Genomic DNA, 18146 nt, shown 5'->3' on the forward strand with positions numbered 1-18146 from the left:
ATCAAACGACAACACAAACCCCTCGGATCAGCGCTCACGATGCCCATGCCGGCTCACTGCGGCACCGCGCCCACGGGCGAGGCATCACCACAAATTCCGCGTCGTCCAGGACCGAGGAAACCAGATCCCGGGAAGCTCCCCTGCTGAGAGCGCGGTGTGAATCATATCGGCTGTCTGAGATGAGCAGCAAGCAGAGCGGGAAATGCGACGGCGGCGGTCGTCAGGGAGTCGCCTCGTAGCGGATGTCAGCGATCGACGTCTGGAACTGGCCGCCGGAGTTGGCCAGGCTGGTGATCCAGATCAACACGTAGCGGGCCGGCTGGCCGTCGCGCAGCGGGATCTCGGTGGCGCCGTCGGCCAGGGTGGCCTGGCCGATCAGCTGCGTCTGGTCCAGCGTGGGCGTGGCGGTCGGCGAGGTGCGGACCTCCACCACCGTGCCGGGGCTGGGCGAATCGATGACCACCTGGTTCAGCTTGCTGGGGCTGCCGAGGGTGGTCATGACCCCGATGCCCTTCTTCAGTGCGGGGAACTGCTGGAAGTACTGGTCGGTGTGCCAGACGCTGGTCGGGTTACCGTCCAGCACCGAGTTGACGGCCGCCGGACTGTCCGGCGTGCCCTCGGGTGAGAACACCGTCGCCGCGGTGGGCCGCACCGGGACGGTGCCGCCCGGCGCCGCCGGCGCCTCCGGCGCGCCCGCACTCGGATTCACCGGCGCCACACTGGCGGTGGTGAGCCCGAGTTTGCGCTGCTCGTTGAGCGGCGCCTCGGCGTCGCCGGGCGCGAAGATGCTCAGCAGCCACCAGATGATGACGCCGACCACCAGCGCCGCGAGGACGCCGAGCCCGACGAGGATCCACATCATCCGCTGCGACCGCTCCTTCTCCGCGGCGAGCAGTTCCGGATCGGCCAGCGACTCGTCCGGCGCGCTCGTCGCCCGCTGACCCAGCCGCAGCACCGGGATGAAATCGGTCTTCTGATCCACCACCGAGGCCTGCTCCAGCACGTGCTGGACGGTGGCCGCCGTGCGCACGCCCTTGTTCGACTCCAGCGAGCGCACCGCGACCGCGGAGATCTCGAAGGGGGTCTCGGGGCGAATCTGGCGCGGCTCCACCGGGGTGCCGTCGGCCCCGAAATCGGCCAGCCGCAGCCCGCCGACCGTGGCCGCCGCGCCGCTGACACCGCCGGAGCGGATCGGCCAGCGAGCGGTGATCAGGGCGTACAGCATCGCGCCGAGACCGCGGACGTCGGACTGGGCGTCGGCATCGGACAGCGTGCCCGGGAAGGCCAGCACGGCGTCGCCGGAGGCGCTGATCCGGACCCGGTCGGGATGGTCGATGGATAGCGAGCCACCGCCGCGGTGGGCGAGTTCGGCCGCGGCGGCCAGGGCGCGGATCGAGCGCGCGGCGCCGATCGGCGACGGTCGCGTTTCGGCCATCTCGCGCAGCGACCGGCCGGGCGTCCACTCGGCCACCACGATGCCGCCGGAACTGCCGCGGACCACGTCGAGCACGCGCGCCAGACCGGGCGAATTGATCCGCCCCAGACGCAGCGTGCGGGACAGGATGGCCTGCGGTCCGTCGTGACCGGAGTTGTCGGACGCCGTCTGATCGGCGTCGACGAAGGTCAGCGCGACCTCGCGGTCCAGCTTCACATCCAGCGCCTGCCAGAACCGCAGGCCGCGGGCCCCGCCGTGGTCGGCGAGCAGGCGGTAGCGGCCACCGGCCACCGAGGCGCCCGGCATCAGCTTCGGACCGCGCTGAGCGCGCCGCGACGGCGGCTCGACCCGCATCGGCGGCATCTCGGGAGAGCCGACCGGGGCCATCATGCCGGTGTCGTAGGCGGGGTCGCGCGGCGGCAGCGACTGCTCGCCGCCTACCTCCGATACCTCCGACTCCGCATCGGGCGGCTGGGCCGCGGCTCGCTCGGCGTCGCCGGGGTCCGCAGCGCGACCGGCCGGGGCCTGCCCGGGCGGGACATCGTCGGTGCGCACTGCGCCTGCCGGATCGGCAGGGTCGGCGGCCGGGACGCCGCCCGCCGCGTCGTCGCTCACCCTCGTGCCTCCTTCGCCCTGGTGTGTCGAAGTTCGATAAGTCGGCGTCGCACCGGGGACGTCGCCGACTCGACCGGCCTCCGACTCCGCACGGGTACCGGCCTCGCCGGCCCCGCGGGTGCCGGTACCGGCGTTTGCGTTTCTCTGCGGAACAGGGTACGGGAACTCACTCCCGCCGGTGCGGTCAACGGCCCCTGGCCGGATAACAGGTAGGACCATGGTCTGCTGGCTGTCCAGATATGGGTCGTACCGGTAGTAGTAGGGCGCGTCGAAATCGGGCCGCGGCAGCACCGTGGTGTCGTGCATATCCGCGTCGCCGTCTTCCAAACCGAGGTCCGGGGCGGGCGGCGTGAGGCCGAGTCGCCGCGAGATCGCGACGGTGATGGCCACGATCTCCGGGATGCCCGCCAGACGCATCAGCCCGAAGGCGATGCCGAACATGACGATGGCGTCCACGGCCACGCGGAACAGCGCGCCGATGCCGTGATGCAGGTTCGACAGGCCGATCACCTGATCGACGATCAGCGCCACCGCGGCGCCGGCCACCGAGGCCAGCACCACGCGGGTCACGGTGCGTCCGACATTGGCCATCCGCAGATCGCCCAGACTCTGGTGGAGCAGGTAACCGCCGATCACGGCGCCGACCGCGTACCCGAGGCCGGTCGCGACGCCCAGCACGATCACGACCTGCTCGGCCGAACTCGCGATCATCGGCGCCAGCGCCGAGAACAGCACCTTGACCGTGGTGATGCCGAGGACGATCCAGGTCGGCGTCCACACCTGCTCGCGGGCGTAGAACACCCGCAGATGGATCAGCACCAGCGCGTACGGAATGAGCGTGAACGCCGACCAGCTGACCGCCTGTCCGAGCCGCTCGGCGTCCTCGGCGAAACGCGCGTAGCCGAACAGCGCCTCGCCGACCTGCGGACCGGCCATCGTCAGGAAGGTGACGACCGGGATCAGGGCGATCATGGTCAGGCGGGTCGCCACGGACAGGTCGTCCACCACGGCCGGCGTGTCGTCGGCGGCGGCATTGCGGCTCAGCCGCGGCATGATCGCGGTGAGCAGGGTGACGCCGAGAACGCCGTACGGCAATTGCAGTAGCAGCCAGGCGTTCTGGTAGATGGTCGGACCGGCGGCGTCGGCGTGCGAGGAGATGTTGTTGGCGATGATCATGCCGACCTGGCTGATCAGCACGTAGATGATGATCGCGGCGGCCATCGCGCCGAACTGCTTGAGCCGGGCGTCGAGTCCCCACAGCGGGCGCAGGTCGATATTGTTTCGGCGGATGGCGGGTAGCAGGCTCACGGCCTGCGTGATGACGCCGAGTGTCACGCCGACGCCCAGCAGCAGCAGCTTCGGATCGCTCATCCGCACCGGGTCGAGGGTGATCTCGCCCGGCGAGAGGGCGTAGAGCGCCAGCACCACCAGCACGACGATGTTGTTCATAACCGGCGCCCAGGCGCCCGGCTTGAACGCGCCTCGGGTGTTGAGCACGGCCGTCAGCAGGGCCGACAGACCGTAGAACAGGATCGCGGGCAACAGCAGATATGTCAGCGCCGTGGTGAGCGTGGTGTTCACCTTGCCGTCCGACGAGACGAACACGTGCGTCGCCAGAATCGGCGCGGCCGCCACGGCGAGCACCGTCGCGAACAGCAGGATGGTGGCCGCCGCGGTGACCAGGCGGCGGACGAAGGCCGCGCCCCCGTCGGCGTCCTCCTGTTCCGCGCGGACCAGGGTCGGCACCACGATCGCCGTCAGCACCGCGCCGAGCACCAGCTCGGCGATCATGTTCGGCATCAGGCTCGCCGACGCGAAGGCGCTGGCGATCGCCGGACCGAGCACGGTCACCAGCAGCAACTGCTTGCCGAAACCGGTGATCCGGCTGATCAACGTGGCGATCGCGATGGAACCGGAATCGCGGACCAGACGGCTGTTGGAACTCTCCCGCCGCGCGACCGGCTGCGGCGCGGTGCGCGGCGGAGCCGAGCGGGCGGGCCGGGCCTCGCGATCCGGCGGCGCGGACGAGCGCCGGACCGGCGGACGTGCGTCGGGATGCCGGGCGGCCGGGTGCCGGGTGTCGGGGCGCCCGGAGCCGGGATGCCGTAGATCGGCGTGTTCGTAGTCGGGGTGTCGCGGATCGGCGTGTCCGGATTCGAGGTGCCGGGCGTCCGCGTGCCGGGCGTCGGCCGGTAGGTCCCGTCGCGGGATCTTGTGGGTGGGTCCGTCGATCGGGTCGACCGGTTGCGGCCGCCGACCGGGCGGCGGCACAGGACGTCCCGAGCCCGGCGGCATGTTCCGGCGCGGCGGCTGCCCCGATTGCGGCGCGACAGGACGGCCGTCGGGCGTCGGCTGATGCGCGGCGGGACGTCGTCCGTCGAGAGGCGGTTGTTGCGTGGCAGCGCGGCCATCCTGAGATGGCTGTTGCATCGCGGGACGTCCGTCGTAAGGCGGCTGCTGTGCGGTAGCGCGGCCATCCTGAGATGGCTGTTGCGCCGCGGGACGTCCGTCGTGAGGCGGCTGCTGTGCGGCGGCGCGGCCATCCTGAGGTGGTTGTTGCGCGGCGGGTCGTCCGTCGTGCGGAGGTTGTTGTGTGGCTGGGCGACCGTCGTGAGGTGGCTGCTGTGGGACGGGTCGGCCGTCGTGCGGCGGTTGTTGTCCGGCTGGGCGGCCGTCGGGGGGCGGTATTCGGCGCGACGGGCCGTTCGGGGGGATCCGGCCGTTGGGTCCGTTGGGTGGCGGCGCCGGGCGTGCGGGGTTGCCCGGGGGCACGCGGCGCGCCTGGTCGTTCGGCGGGACTCGCCGCATCGGACCGCTGGGCGGCAGCTGCGGGTTCTGGCCCGGGGGGACCGGCGGGATCGGACCGCTCAGCGGCACCGGACGGCGCGGAGCCGGCCGACCGGGATGTCGCGGATCGGCCGGTGGGCCGTCGGCCGGCGGGGCCGGGTGCGGCCGGTTGCGCTCCCACGGCGCCGCGGGCGCGCGCCGGGGCGGCGGGTCGTCGTCGGCGGGACCTGTTGCGCGAGGGCGGTTGTCGTATTCACTCACCGCGCCCCCAGGGTCGACGGGACCCGCGCGGGTAGCCGTCGAACGGCACCCGGCCGAGGATGCGACGGAATGCCCCGTGCGGCGGTGCTCGGGTAGTCCGAGCCGGCGTCGCTCATGGTCCCTCCTGTCGCTGCAGCACCCGCTTCCGCGCGCGCAGGTATCGGTTCAGCCTGCGCCGCTTCCCCGGGTCCAACCCCTCGTCGGCCGGATCGGGCTTTCCCCGGAACCGGCGCCACAGACGGCGACCGGCCAACAGGAACAGCAGTGCACCGGCACATGCGGTAATTATCGCCAACGCTTGACCGTATGCGTTGGACCGCACCGAGACCGACGTGGCGTTGCCGAGCGGGATGCCGTCCGGTGTGGTAATGAAGATCGGGATCACCAGATTACGGCTGTCGCTCACCTGCGTGGGGATCTGGAACGACCGAGTCCCCTCCGCCGGCAATTGCTGCTCGCCGATGTCGGTGATGTTCGTCTCGGCGGGCGCGCCGATCCGGAACCGGATCCGGATCGCCACCGGAAGTTCGTTGCGCGCCACCAGCAACAGCGGACTCTGCTCGGAGGCGAGCGTGTACACGCCGCCCGGCGGCAGCACGGTGACCGAGCGATAGAGATTGTCCATCGTGCGGGTGACCTGGTCGACGCGGCGCTGCGCGGCGGTATCGGCCTGGGTGCCGGTCGCGGTCCGGTCCGACATGGTCAGCGCCCGCACCAGATCGTTGCGCAGCGGCGTGACGAAGGTGCGCGGCGTCGGCTCCTGCTGCGGCACCTCGACCAGCGCGCCCATCAGATCGGTGATGCGCCGCGCCTGCTCCTGAATCGGCGCGATGAACTGGTCGGGTACCGCGGCCGCGGCGGCCCCGGCACGGTAGTGCACCTCGAACGGCTGCGGATCCGGCGGCAGCGCCAGCACGTCCTGGAACGAGCGCGGCGTCGCGAGCCCGCCGCGGAACAGCAGATCCAGCTGGCCGAGCAGGGCGGTCGCCTCGTCGCGACCGGCGCCCCACTGCTGCGGCGGCATGAACAGCACCGACCGTGGCCGCTCGGCCTGCGGGTTCAGGGCCGACCACGACACCGCGCCGAGCGCGTCCTGCAAACGGGCCGCCCGGGAGTCGTTGGTCACCTCGTAGCGCACGCCGTCGGGAGTGAACGGCGGCGTCGGCGGGTTGGAGCCGACCGCGGCGAGCGCGGTGGCCGACCAGGTGTCGAATGTGACTGCCCGCAGGCCGCCTTCGGCCTGCGTCGCGGCCGGGCCGCTCGTCGGTGCCGTAATGCCCGGCAGGCGAACGAGTTCCGGACTCGGCACGTCGGTCTCCGCGGTCACCGACGCGGTGCTGCGGACCCGCGCGCTCTCGGAGCGCGACAACTCCGAACCCGTTGCGGTGTCGAGCGATCCGGCCGGTGCCACGGCGTTGTCGGCGAGCACCGCGGTGTTGTAGCCATGCCCGGCGAGCAGGGTCGCGCCGTCGCCGTCGAGACTGCCCGAGGCCGGCAGGCTCACCCCGCGCACCGATTTCACCGACAGCAGCGAATCCACGATGTCGGCCGGCGCCTCGATCGCGCGGGTGGTCAGTTCGGGATCGTGCACCGCGGCCAGCGCGCCGATATCGACCTGCGCGAACGGCAGCGCGACCGTGCACATCGACGGCGCCAGCGTGCGCAGCCGGTCCAGCCAGGACTGGGCGGCGCCGGAACCGGCGCCGTCGCGCGTCGGGCCGTCCGGATCCGACGGGCTCGCCAGCACCCGGTAGCCATCGATCATGTCGGACACCGTCAGCAGCAGATCGGGATCGACGGCCAGGCAGATCGCGCCCGTGAGGCCCGGCCCCGACCGCGCCGGATCGCGCGCCGAATCCGGGCGCAGCGTCGACTCCAGCGCGGACAGCAGCTGATCCAGCCGCCCGCCCGGCGCCAGCTCGCCGGCCAATTCGTCGTCGGTCAGCAGATCCTCGCCGTCGACCGAGCCGGGAATGCCGCCGACCCGCCGCGGACGATCGGCCAGCGGCCACACCATCGTGGTCGCCACCGGTGCGTCGGTCGTCGGCGGAACCGCCTGTGCCCCGCCGTCTTTCGTGTCGGTCGAGGTCGGCGGCAACCCCACCACGGGCAGCAGGAAACGGGCGTCGTCGAGCCGGGCCTGGTTGCCGTACGCCGGTTCGCCGTTGACGTTCAACAACAGCGGATACACCCCGGGGTCGGTGATATCCAGCGAGGACGTGATCGGTGCGGCGCTACTGCCGCCGGTGCCCTCCCGCACCCCGACTCGCAGCGTGAACTGCTTGCGCTGACCCGGACTCAACCGCTCGGTGACATCCTGGAACGGGCCGACGAGGTCATAGTTGATCTGATCCAGCCGCAACGTCGAACGCAGCCCGCTGGGCGCGGTGATGGCGCCCGCGCGCTGGATGCGCACACTCACGTCGTCGACGGCGCGGTCGCCGATATTGGTGACCGTCCCGGTCACCGTCAATACCGAATCACTGCTCGTGGTCACGGTATTCGGCGCCACCGAATCGAGAGTCAGCTTGACGAACTTCGGCGCCGCGGTCGCCGAGCCGCCGCTGTCCGACGGCTGCGCCCCCGCCGGCCCGGTCGACGGTGCGGCGAGCACCCCCAGCGCCAGCGCGATGAGCATCGGCACCCAACGGCGTCGATTGTTGCCCGCACGCGTCATTGTCTGCCGTTCTCCATCCGGTCGATCAGGCGGTTCGCGACCTCCGCCAGCCGGCGCTCGTCGGCATAGGCGAGCCGGGTGTCGAGTTCACTCAACGGCACCCACGCCACCTTGGTGACCTCGACGTCGGCATCGGACAGCTCACCGCCCACCGACCTCATCAGATAGTGATGCACGGTCTTGTGTACCCGGCGACCGTCGGTGACGAACCAGTAGTCGATACTGCCCAGCTCGGCGACGACCACCCCGTTGATGCCGGTCTCCTCCTGGACCTCGCGCACGGCCGTCTGCTCGGCGGTCTCGCCCTCCTCGATATGTCCTTTCGGCAGCGACCACAGTAACCGACCCCGCCGGTCGGTGCGCCCGATCAGTGCCGCGCAGCGCTGGTCACCCGGGCCGTCCAGACCGTCGACGACCAAGCCGCCCGCGGAGGTTTCCCGGACCGTGCGCATGCGTGGTTTGCCCCTGCGGGGGTCCGCCGCATTGCCGGCCGAACCGCGGCGCCGGGGCTGGCGACGTCGACTGTTCGCGCGATCGGCCGGAGACACTGCGTCAGTCTAGCTGGGTCTAATTGCGCCGCCTTCGGCGTCGCGGGGTTTGCGGCGCCCTGTGGCTCGGTTTTCGGCGGCCTCCGCTTGCTCCTTCGTCGCTTGCGCGGAGACCGCCGAAAACCGAGCCGCGCCGCAAACCCGGGCGGGGTTGCGTGGGGGTCTTTCGCTACCAACTAAGCTGCGTTTTCGTGGTTTCGCCGATATCCGAGGATGCAACAGTGTCTGATCCGAATGGGGATCGTCGTACTCGTTTGCTGGCGTCGGCGGCGATCACGGTGGGGCGGCTGGCGGATGTGCTTACGCCGCTGGGGGAGATGTTCGGGGCGCGGGGGCATCAGTTGTACCTGGTGGGGGGACGGTGCGGGATGCGGTGCTGGGGCGGCTCGGGACGGATCTGGACTTCACCACCGACGCTCGGCCGGAGACCGTGCAGGAGATCTTGCGGGGGTGGGCCGACAACCTGTGGGACACGGGGGGTTTGGCGTTCGGGACGGTGAGTGCGTCCAAGGCCGGGTGGCAGCTGGAGATCACGACGTTCCGCAGTGACAGCTACGACCGGGTGTCGCGCAATCCGGAGGTGACCTTCGGGGACACGCTCGAGGGCGATCTGGTGCGGCGGGACTTCACCGTGAACGCGATGGCCGTGCGCATCGGCGCCGCGGGCGAGCTGGAATTCGTCGACCCGCTCGACGGTATGGACGCGCTGCTGGCGGGTGTGCTGGATACGCCTGCGGCGCCGGAGGATTCGTTCAACGACGATCCGCTGCGGATGCTGCGGGCCGCGCGGTTCGTGGCGCAGCTGGGTTTCGAGCTCGCGCCCCGGGTGCGGGCGGCGATCGCCGTGATGGCCGACGAGATCGATCGCATCACCGCCGAGCGGGTGCGCACCGAGCTGGACAAGCTGATCGGCGCCGAGCACCCGCTCGAGGGCATCGACGTGATGTGCGAGACCGGGCTGGCCGAACGCGTGCTGCCGGAAGTACCGGCCATGCGGCTCGAGATCGATGAACACCACCAGCACAAGGACGTCTACCAGCACTCGCTGACCGTGCTGCGCCAGGCCATCGACCAGGAGGAGGGCGATCCGGACCTGGTCCTGCGCTGGGCGGCGCTGCTGCACGACATCGGCAAGCCGCCCACCAAGCGCAACGAGCCCGGCGGCGGCGTGAGCTTCCACCATCACGAGGTGGTGGGGGCCAAGATGGTGCGCAAGCGGATGCGAACCCTGAAGTACCCCAAGCAGTTCACCGAGGACGTGGCCCGGCTCGTCTATCTGCACCTGCGTTTCCACGGCTACGGCAAGGGGCAATGGACGGATTCGGCGGTGCGGCGCTACGTCACCGACGCCGGTGAGCTGCTGCCGCGGCTGCACAAACTGGTCCGCGCCGACTGCACCACGCGCAACAAGCGCCGCGCCGCGCAACTCCAGTCCACCTACGACGACCTGGAAAAGCGCATCGAGCACCTGCAACAGGAGGAGAACCTGAATCGTGTCCGGCCCGACCTGGACGGCAACGCGATCATGGAACTACTCGGCCTGGAACCGGGGCCGCAGGTGGGCCGGGCCTGGCGGTATCTGAAGGAACTGCGGCTGGACCGCGGGCCGCTCTCGCGTGACGACGCCGAGGCGGCGCTGCTGGAATGGTGGAAAGCGGGCGCGCCCTAGAAGACGATCAGCGTGGTGCCCGCCACGATGGCCGAACGAATCTGGGCCAGATCGAACGAGCCGGTGATCTCCGGGATATCGATGCGGAAACGCACGCGGTCGCCGTCCCGGTCGGCGCGCACGACGGTGATGTGCTTCGGCAACTCGGTCAGCGGCACCGGTGCGATCCTGATCCACCGGCGGGGAACGCGGACACCGAACCAGCTCGCCCGGTGCACCGCGATGGCGACCAGGTTCTCCCCGACCGACGCATCCACCAGGGCGCGGATATTGCGGCGCCGGTGCCGGGCCGTGAACAGGCCGGTGTGCGGGTCGACCCCGAGCCGCCAGTCCAGCCGCCCGTCGTTGAGCCAGCCGACCAGCGCCGCGGTGGTCACGGTGCCGGTGACGTCGAGATGCGTGGTGCGCACCTTGGTCGGCATGCCCGGAATCAGCCGCACGCCGTGCGCGATCACGGTCATCTCCTCGATCGGATGACCGTTCCAGCGCAGATCGGTCAGCACCGTCTTGGTCTGGAAGTGGGCGCCGCGACGGCGGGCCTTCAGCGTGTCCAGCGTGGCCGTCATCTCGTGGCCGAGCAGGGTGGCGTTGACCTCCCGGCCGCCGAACTGGCTCAGGATGCCCTCGCTGAGCAGCGTCATCAGCACGTCCGGCAGCAACGCGGTGACGGTGCCCGCGCCCAGATCGGCGACCTGATCCAGCAGACCCGGGTCGAGCAGGCGTCTGCGGACATCCACGGCGCGCAACGGCGACCAGGTCTTGGGGTCGAAATAGGTGGCCATGATTGCTTCGAGAGTACTGGGCACGGGTGACAACACGACCCCGTCGTCGGTGACGTCTCCGAAAACAACCGCTCTCGAGTCCGCATTTTCGGATGATCGGCCGTTGTTGGTCCGATTATTCGGACCTATGCTGCTGACGTGCCCAGTCTCCGTATCCGCGACGCCGCCGAGCTGCTCGGCGTCAGCGACGACACGGTCCGCCGGTGGATCGACACCGGCGCGCTCGCCGCGCGCAAGGACGAGTCGGGTCGATTGACCATCGACGGCGGCGAGCTGGCGGCCCTGGCCGTCGAACACGCGCGGACGCCGCGGACGCGGCTGGGTAGTGCCAGTTCGGCACGCAATCGGTTGCCCGGACTGGTCACGCGCGTGCTGGCCGACGGGGTGATGGCACAGGTGGAGATGCAATGCGGGCCGTTCACGGTGGTGTCGCTGATGAGCAGCGAGTCGGTACGGGCGCTCGGGCTGGAGCCGGGCAGCGTGGCGGTGGCGAGCGTGAAGGCGACCACGGTCGTCGTCGAGACGCCCACGGATCGCGGCTGATGCGGCGCGGGTGGCGCGGCGCGGTCGGCGTACTGGGCGCGGTGGCGCTGACGGTGGTGGCTGCCGGGTGTGGTTCGTCCGATTCCGACACCACGACCGTGACGGTTTTCGCCGCCGCCTCGCTCAACAAGGTCTTTACCGAGCTGGGCGCGGAGTTCGAGGCCGCTCATCCGGAGACGAAGGTGACCTTCTCCTTCGCCGGTTCGTCGGACCTGGCGGCGCAGCTCGATCAGGGTGCGCCCGCCGATGTCTTCGCCTCCGCCGATACCGCCAATATGGACAAGGCCGTGCGCAGCGGGCGGATCACCGAGCAGCCACAGCTGTTCGCCACCAACGTGCTGACCATCGTCACCCCGCCGGGAAATCCGAAACACATTGCGTCGCTGGCGGACCTGGCCCGGCCGGGGCTGCGTCTGGTGGTGTGCGCGCCGCAGGTGCCGTGCGGTTCGGCGACGAAGAAGGTGACCACCGCGGCAAACGTGCCGACCGCTCCGGTGAGTGAGGAATCGGCGGTGACCGACGTGCTGGCCAAGGTGACCTCCGGCGAGGCCGACGCCGGGCTGGTCTATGTCACCGACGCCGCCGGTGCGGGCGACAAGGTCGAGCAGGTCCCCTTCCCCGAATCCGCTGGCGCGGTGAACTCCTATCCCATTGCCGCGGTGGCCGATTCGACACACGCCGACCTCGCGCAGCAATTCGAGAGCCTCGTCACCGGACCACAGGGCCGCGCGGCATTGTCGAAGGCCGGTTTCGGAACACCGTGAGCCCGACCGCCGACACCCCGCCTCCCCGAACTCCCCGGTCCGGGCAGCGCCGCCACGTGGCCTTACGTCGTGTGGTTCGGCGGCGAACCGTGCGGGTTGTTCGCGGGGTGCTGCGTGGTCCCGGGCTCGCGGTGCCGGGGTGGCTGTTGGTGCCCGCGTTGCTCGGGTTCGCCTTCGTGGCAGCGCCTTTGGTGGCGTTGGCCGGGGCGGTGGATTGGTCGGGGTTCTTCGGACTGGTGTCGTCGCCCGCCTCGCGGGACGCGCTGTCGCTGAGTGTGCGGACGGCGCTGGCGAGTACGGCGCTGTGCGTGGTGGCCGGGGTGCCGATGGCGGTGCTGCTTGCCCGCGCGCGGTGGCGGGTGCTGCCGGTGCTGCGGGCAATGGTGTTGCTGCCCTTGGTGTTACCTCCGGTGGTCGGTGGGTTGGCGTTGCTGTATCTGTTCGGCCGGTACGGGATGCTCGGCCGGCATCTGGAGGCGGCCGATATCCGGATCGCGTTCAGTACCACCGCGGTCGTGCTGGCGCAGGCCTTCGTGGCGCTGCCGTTCCTGGTGATCACGCTCGAGGGAGCGATGCGCACGGCCGGTGATCGGTACGAGCGGATCGCGGCGACGCTCGGCGCGGCGCCCACCACGGTGTGGTGGCGGATCACGCTGCCCCTGCTGCGTCCCGCGCTGATCTCCGGCGCGGTGCTGGCCTTCGCCCGTGCCCTGGGCGAATTCGGCGCCACGCTCACCTTCGCGGGCAGCCTGCAGGGCCGCACCCGCACGCTGCCGCTCGAGATCTATCTGCAACGCGAGGCCGATCCCGATGCGGCCGTGGCACTTTCCCTGCTGCTGGTCTTGATCGCCGTGCTGATCGTGCTGGTGGCGTACCGCCGTGTCGGCGTGCCCGAGGGCCGGGAGTGGGCGGGCGGGCTGTGGCGCTGGGGCGGTTCGGCGGCGGGTCGATGAACACCGGCGATGGTGCGGGACTGGAGGTTTCGGCCCGAGTCGCCGAACGTGGGCTGGACGTGGAGTTCTCGGTTGAGCCCGGCGAGGTCGTGGCGGTGCTGGGTCCGAACGGCGCGGGCAAATCGACCGTCCTGGAGGTGGTGGCGGGGCTGGTGGCGCCGGACGGTGGGCATGTCCGCCTGGCGGGAAAGACATTGACCGATGTCGCGTCCGGGGTCGCTGTGCCACCGCATCGACGCGAGATATCGCTGCTGGCACAGGATCCCCTGCTGTTCCCACATCTGACGGCCGCGGCGAATGTGGCATTCGGTCCGCGCAGCCGCGGTGGGCGCGCGCGGTCCGCGGCGGTGGCTCGCCGGTGGCTCGGTGCGGTCGACGCCGCCGCGCTGACCGAGCGGCGGCCCAGGGAACTCTCCGGCGGACAGGCGCAGCGGGTGGCGTTGGCGCGGGCCCTGGCCGTCGAGCCGCGCGTACTACTCCTGGATGAACCGATGGCCGCACTCGACGTGACCGCGGCCCCGGCCATGCGCACCCTCTTACGCCGCGTGCTCCGGCAACCTCGGGACACCCACGCCCCCAGCACGATTCTGGTCACCCACGACATCGTCGATGCGCTGACACTGGCCGACCGGGTGGTCGTCCTGGAGGCGGGCCGGATCGTCGAACAGGGTCCGGTCGCGGCGGTGCTGTCCCGGCCGCGCAGCGCCTTCGCCGCTCGCATCGCCGGTGTGAACCTGATGATCGGCACCGCGATCGACACCGCCGAGCCCGTGCCGTTCCCGGACCCGGCGGCCGGTGACGCCGACGTGGGCCGAGACCGGGAGGCCGACGACCCGCATCCGCTGCGCGCCGTGCGGTGCGGCGCGGATGTCGTGCACGGCCGGTGCGGGGATCCTTGGCGGCCCGGTGTCGAGGCCGCGGCCGTCTTCTCCCCCTCGGCTGTCGCCGTCCACCGGGAACCGCCGACCGGCAGCCCGCGCAACGTGTTTCGGGTGCGCGTCGCGGAACTCACCGATCGCGGCGGCATCATCCGGGTACAGGCCGGGGAGCGCGCGGACGGCGATCCCGGCCCGGCCGCCGATCTGACGCCCGCCGCCGCGGCGGAACTGCGACTCGCGCCGGACCTCGAGGTGTACTTCGCCGTGAAGGCCACCGAGGTCCAGGTCTATCCGCGCTGACCGCCCGTCCCGCGAAGCGTATTGACGTCATCGACGCATTTGTGTCAGCCGGACAACCGCTCGGCGGAGGCGAAACTTCCGATGGCTCAGCGGGGTTCGTCCAGGGTCGTGTGCATGAGGTACACGTTGTAGCTGTCCCACGCCGAGATCGTGTAGTACAGATCGCGCCCCGACGACCACGGATGGATGAAGCCGCCGTACGCCTTCGGATAATCGGCGGTGCTCACCAGCGGTACGCCATCGGTCCAGGCGCCCTGCGGTTCGGCCGCGGTCCGCAGCACGATCGAGCCCCGCGCCGGATCCAGGTACACCATCTGCCACTGGCCGCTGGACTCGTCGTAGCGCACCGAGATCTCACCCGCGATACCGGGCAGCAGCGGGGTGGCGTAATTCTCGGCCGCCGGCGCCCAGGAGCCGTCGACCCAGTACTGGTAGGCCGACTTGTTGAGCACCTCGTCCCGGCGCACCCGCGCCAGGCCGATGACGCCGATGCGGCCGTTCGGAGTGCCGAACATGTACACGTAGTCGCCGTGCGGGACCATGGTGGCGACCTGGAAGCGATTCAGGCCGAACATGTTGTCCCACTTGGCGTACTGGTCCTTGACCCAGGTGCGGCCGTTGTCGTCGGAGTAGGCCAGCCCGCCGTTGTTGGTCCACCACATACCGGGGATGCGGTCCCAGTGATTGACCGACATGTAGCTCATGTACTGCCGGCCGCCGAGCGCGAAACCGGAGGTGGGGATGACCGTGGTCTCGTAATTCTTGATTTTGCGGCTGTCCAGCAGTTCGGCGGCGTGGCAACGGCTGTCCTGCACCATGTTCTCGATGACCAGCCCCTTGGACAGGTCCCGCTCGGTGCTGTAACCCATGACGTTGCTGCGCCAGTCCGCGCCCGCGCCACCGGCGCCGCCCGGCGCCCAGCCCTTGCCGAAGGTGTCGCCGAACAGCACCGCGACCTCGCCCGGCTTGGTCTCCCACAGGATGCCCAGGTCGGTGCCGTCGACCTGCCAGCGCATATCGGTGCGATTGTCCGAGCCGTGGCCGGTCACCTGGTTCACCAGCGTCGTCGACTCCACCTGCCGGGGCGCCACCGGCGCCACGATCGGACCGGGCTCGGCCGGGTGCACGACCGGCGGCGGCGGGGTCTGCGGTGCGGGCGGCTCGCCGCCGGGCACGGGGACCGGAATCGGTTCCGGTTCCGGCTTGATCTGGATGCGCGGCAGGTTGAACGGCCCGGAGTTCGACCCGGAACCCGACGATCCCGATCCCGAATCCGACGACCCCGACCCCGAACCGGACTGCGGCTCGGGCTGTGGCGGTGGCGCCGGTTCGGGTTCCGGCTCCAGCTCCGGCGCGGTCTGCGGCTTGGAACCGTTGGGCTCCTTGGGCTTTTCGGGCTCGGGCTTGGGACTGTCGCGGATGTCGGGGCACGGGTTGCCGCACGGATCCGGCGGCAGCGGCGCCGGTTCGATGCGGGTGTTGTCCGGCTGTGGTCCGGGCACGGGCACCGGCACGATTTCCGGGACCGGCACCGGGATGTCGATGGTGGGCGGTAGCGGCGGCAGCAGTGGCGGCGGCGGTGCGTTCGGGTCGGGTTCGCGCGCCAGCGGGTCGAATCCCGTTTCACCGCAGGCGTTCACCGGCGGCGGCGCCCAAGGCGCCGGTGCCGCCGCGGCGGGCGCGGACAGCCCGACAGCGGTCAGCAGGACACCGAAAAGCGCAGGCGCAGTGCCTTTTCCCATGCAGTATCAATTCTCCTTGGTACCGGCCGCGCTGCGGTGACATCGCACAATCGGCCGCCATCGTCACTAGGGCCGAACACAGCCCGTTCAATTTAACCGACCGATTTGCCCGTACGCAGTACGGCACGGCGGGGAACCCGTATCGATTCGAGTGCGTCGGAATTGTCATGACCGACATCGCGTACGTGTTCGGCAACGGCGACGGCGTTCGCCACACCTGGTCGTCTCCGGCGGATCTGGACCTGTCGGGGACCGGCGTGTTCGACGGCGTCGCGCTGGATTTCGACGGCGACGGCGCGATCGACGACGCGCTGTGGGATTCGGACGGCGACGGTTTCGCCGACGTGTCCGCGCTGGACCTCGACGACGACGGCGTGCTCGACGCCTACTTCACCGATCCCGCCGGGCTGGGAGTCTGGGACGAGCAGATCCGCCAGGTCAGCGAGTGAGCGTGTGCCGCCGGGTATTGACCGTGACGGCGGCGATGGCCAGCCCGTAGATCGCCGCACCGGCCAGCACCACCCCCGGCGACCGCCCGTCGTCGGGGATCAGCAACGCCGTGACCGCGATCGCGAGCACGAAGGTGATGTTGAAAACGGTGTCCTGCAGGGCGAATACCTGCCCGCGCCGGGCGTCGTCGATATCGATCTGCAAGGTGGCGTCGCCGGTCAGCTTGATGGTCTGCCCGGCCAACCCCAGGAGGAAAGCGCCGGCCAGCAGCAGGTGATGGGCGTGCCGCTCGGCGGCGCCGGTGGCGACCGTGATCGGCGTGACCAGTAGTAACTGCACCAGCAGGGCCGTGGCCAGGCCCGCGGCCACGGTCCGCGGCCGCCCCAGCCGCGGGATCAGCACCGGTGCGATCACGGCGGCGGCGAGCATCCCGGAGGCCGCGGCCGCGATGGCCACCCCGAACCCGACCAGCCCGCTGCTCAGCGACACGCCTTCGGCGGGTGTGCGGCGCAGCACCAGCACCATCAGCAGGGTGTTGGCGCCGAACACGATGCGATGCGTGCCGATGCCGATCATCGCGGTGGTGCATTCGCGCGACTCCCACACCGCTCGCGCGCCGGTGCGCAGTCCGGTCGCCACGGCGCGCACCGAACTGCGCGCTGCGGACTCCGCACGCTCCGGGCCCAGCGCGCGGCGCCCGAACCCGTACGCGGCCAGCGCACCGACGACCGATCCGGCGGCGGCGACGGCCACCGCCACGGCGGAGCCGAAGTCGCCCGCGCCGAGGCCGCCGATGATCGCGACGGCGGCCGCGGCGCCCGCGCCCGCGCAGCCCGAGGCCGCCGTCGCCAGCACCGAATTCATCGGGACCAGCCACTGTTGCGCCAGCACGCGCGGCAGCGCGGCACTCACTCCGGCCAGCACGAAACGGCTGATCCCGATCACCGCCAGCGCGAGCAGCAGCAACGGGGTGTCGGTGATCCCGGCGAGCAGACCGGCGGCCGTCACCAGGATCAGCACGCCGCGCACCAGATTCGCCACCAGGAGCACCAGCCGGCGGTCCCAGCGGTCCAGCAGCGCCCCGGCGTAGGGCCCGATCACCGAATACGGCAGCAGCAGCACGGTGAATCCGGCCGCGATGGCCAGCGGATCGGTGGCGCGTTCCGGATTGAACAGGATCGCGCCCGACAGCGCCGCCTGGAACATCCCGTCGCCGAACTGCCCGGCGAAACGGACCAGCGCCAGCCGGAGCATGCCGGGGCTGCGGGCGATGGCGGTCAGCGCCGTGCGCGCGACGGCGAACCGGTGCGGTGGGTTCGGTGCGGGCGGACCGTCCGGGCTCGAGGTCAGGTGGCCGGTCATCCGCGGTCACCGGCGACACGCCGTACCACCAGCGGCTTCCGGTCGCGGCGGACCGGCATCGCCACCCGATCGCGGTCGCGGCCCGGCGCGCGGGACCGCTGCCGGAGTATGTGTTCGATGCCCGCGAACACCTCGGGTCGCATTCGCGAATCACCTCCGGTTCGGGTTGCGGCACACCATGATACGGTCGGCCGCGCACGGCCGGCGCGCCGCGGTGCGTATCCGGCGGCGGTACCGAGCGCCCTGTATTTGCCATCGGGCGCGGTGCCGCCGGGGAGCTTATCGTGGTGGCCGTGGCGTCACGGGCCCCGATGTCCGGGGCTCGCACGGTAGAATTTACTGGGAATTCAGGGACTGGTTCGTAATGTGCTCTTACCCTG

12 protein-coding genes and 1 pseudogene are annotated in these 18146 nt (G+C 70.8%); 6 read left to right on the forward strand and 7 right to left on the reverse strand.

What is annotated here, in order from left to right; translation table 11 throughout:
• Window positions 1-220: 220 nt before the first annotated feature.
• From ACFMRZ_RS22560 to ACFMRZ_RS22570, 3 genes are all read right to left on the reverse strand, one after another.
• Window positions 221-4345, reverse strand: a complete 4125-nt coding sequence (locus ACFMRZ_RS22560; RefSeq protein WP_400182942.1) for a lipid II flippase MurJ — start codon at window positions 4343-4345, stop codon at window positions 221-223.
• A gap of 865 nt (window positions 4346-5210) precedes the next feature.
• Entirely contained in the window at window positions 5211-7775 is a 2565-nt protein-coding gene (locus tag ACFMRZ_RS22565; protein ID WP_400180641.1) for a hypothetical protein, read from the reverse strand.
• Window positions 7772-8323, reverse strand: coding sequence for an NUDIX hydrolase (locus tag ACFMRZ_RS22570; protein ID WP_280271660.1), 552 nt, complete (start codon window positions 8321-8323; stop codon window positions 7772-7774). Before ACFMRZ_RS22570 ends, ACFMRZ_RS22565 begins: the two co-directional genes overlap by 4 nt.
• 221 nt (window positions 8324-8544) lie before the next feature.
• On the opposite strand from ACFMRZ_RS22570, the pseudogene ACFMRZ_RS22575 reads away from it, so the two are divergent.
• A pseudogene (locus ACFMRZ_RS22575) lies at window positions 8545-9992 on the forward strand (CCA tRNA nucleotidyltransferase).
• On the opposite strand, the gene ACFMRZ_RS22580 reads toward ACFMRZ_RS22575, so the two are convergent.
• Entirely contained in the window at window positions 9989-10774 is a 786-nt protein-coding gene (locus tag ACFMRZ_RS22580; RefSeq protein ID WP_400180642.1) for a hypothetical protein, read from the reverse strand. The pseudogene ACFMRZ_RS22575 and the gene ACFMRZ_RS22580 overlap by 4 nt on opposite strands.
• A gap of 138 nt (window positions 10775-10912) precedes the next feature.
• Between ACFMRZ_RS22580 and ACFMRZ_RS22585 the strand changes: the two genes are divergently transcribed.
• The 4 genes from ACFMRZ_RS22585 (at window position 10913) to ACFMRZ_RS22600 (ending at window position 14212) form a co-directional block, all read left to right on the forward strand.
• A complete protein-coding gene (locus tag ACFMRZ_RS22585) occupies window positions 10913-11317 on the forward strand; it encodes a helix-turn-helix transcriptional regulator (RefSeq protein WP_280276975.1) in 405 nt (134 codons plus the stop codon).
• Complete coding sequence (modA, locus tag ACFMRZ_RS22590) at window positions 11317-12081, forward strand: molybdate ABC transporter substrate-binding protein (RefSeq protein ID WP_400180643.1); 765 nt, start codon at window positions 11317-11319, stop codon at window positions 12079-12081. Before ACFMRZ_RS22585 ends, modA begins: the two co-directional genes overlap by 1 nt.
• A 131-nt stretch (window positions 12082-12212) precedes the next feature.
• Window positions 12213-13034: an ABC transporter permease gene (locus tag ACFMRZ_RS22595; protein WP_400182943.1), complete on the forward strand. Its 822-nt coding sequence runs from the start codon at window positions 12213-12215 to the stop codon at window positions 13032-13034.
• Entirely contained in the window at window positions 13031-14212 is a 1182-nt protein-coding gene (locus ACFMRZ_RS22600; protein ID WP_400180644.1) for a sulfate/molybdate ABC transporter ATP-binding protein, read from the forward strand. The genes ACFMRZ_RS22595 and ACFMRZ_RS22600 overlap by 4 nt, the downstream gene beginning before the upstream one ends.
• An 86-nt stretch (window positions 14213-14298) precedes the next feature.
• Here ACFMRZ_RS22600 and ACFMRZ_RS22605 read toward each other — a convergent pair whose 3' ends face one another.
• The gene (locus tag ACFMRZ_RS22605; RefSeq protein ID WP_400180645.1) at window positions 14299-15954 is read right to left on the reverse strand and encodes a DUF4185 domain-containing protein; all 1656 of its coding nucleotides are present in this window, start codon (window positions 15952-15954) and stop codon (window positions 14299-14301) included.
• A gap of 167 nt (window positions 15955-16121) precedes the next feature.
• On the opposite strand from ACFMRZ_RS22605, the gene ACFMRZ_RS22610 reads away from it, so the two are divergent.
• Window positions 16122-16403 carry a hypothetical protein gene (locus ACFMRZ_RS22610; protein ID WP_400180646.1) on the forward strand — a complete coding sequence of 94 codons (282 nt, stop codon included), beginning with the start codon at window positions 16122-16124 and terminating at the stop codon, window positions 16401-16403.
• Here the strand turns inward: ACFMRZ_RS22610 and ACFMRZ_RS22615 are convergent.
• Window positions 16393-17766 carry a hypothetical protein gene (locus tag ACFMRZ_RS22615; protein ID WP_400180647.1) on the reverse strand — a complete coding sequence of 458 codons (1374 nt, stop codon included), beginning with the start codon at window positions 17764-17766 and terminating at the stop codon, window positions 16393-16395. The two genes, ACFMRZ_RS22610 and ACFMRZ_RS22615, sit on opposite strands and share 11 nt — an antisense overlap.
• On the reverse strand, window positions 17763-17909 hold the full coding sequence (locus tag ACFMRZ_RS22620) for a hypothetical protein (RefSeq protein WP_400180648.1): 147 nt from the start codon (window positions 17907-17909) through the stop codon (window positions 17763-17765). Before ACFMRZ_RS22620 ends, ACFMRZ_RS22615 begins: the two co-directional genes overlap by 4 nt.
• Between the last annotated feature and the right edge of the window lie 237 nt (window positions 17910-18146).

This window comes from Nocardia sp. N2S4-5 (genome assembly GCF_044628355.1).
GTDB classification, from domain to species: domain Bacteria; phylum Actinomycetota; class Actinomycetes; order Mycobacteriales; family Mycobacteriaceae; genus Nocardia; species Nocardia wallacei_B.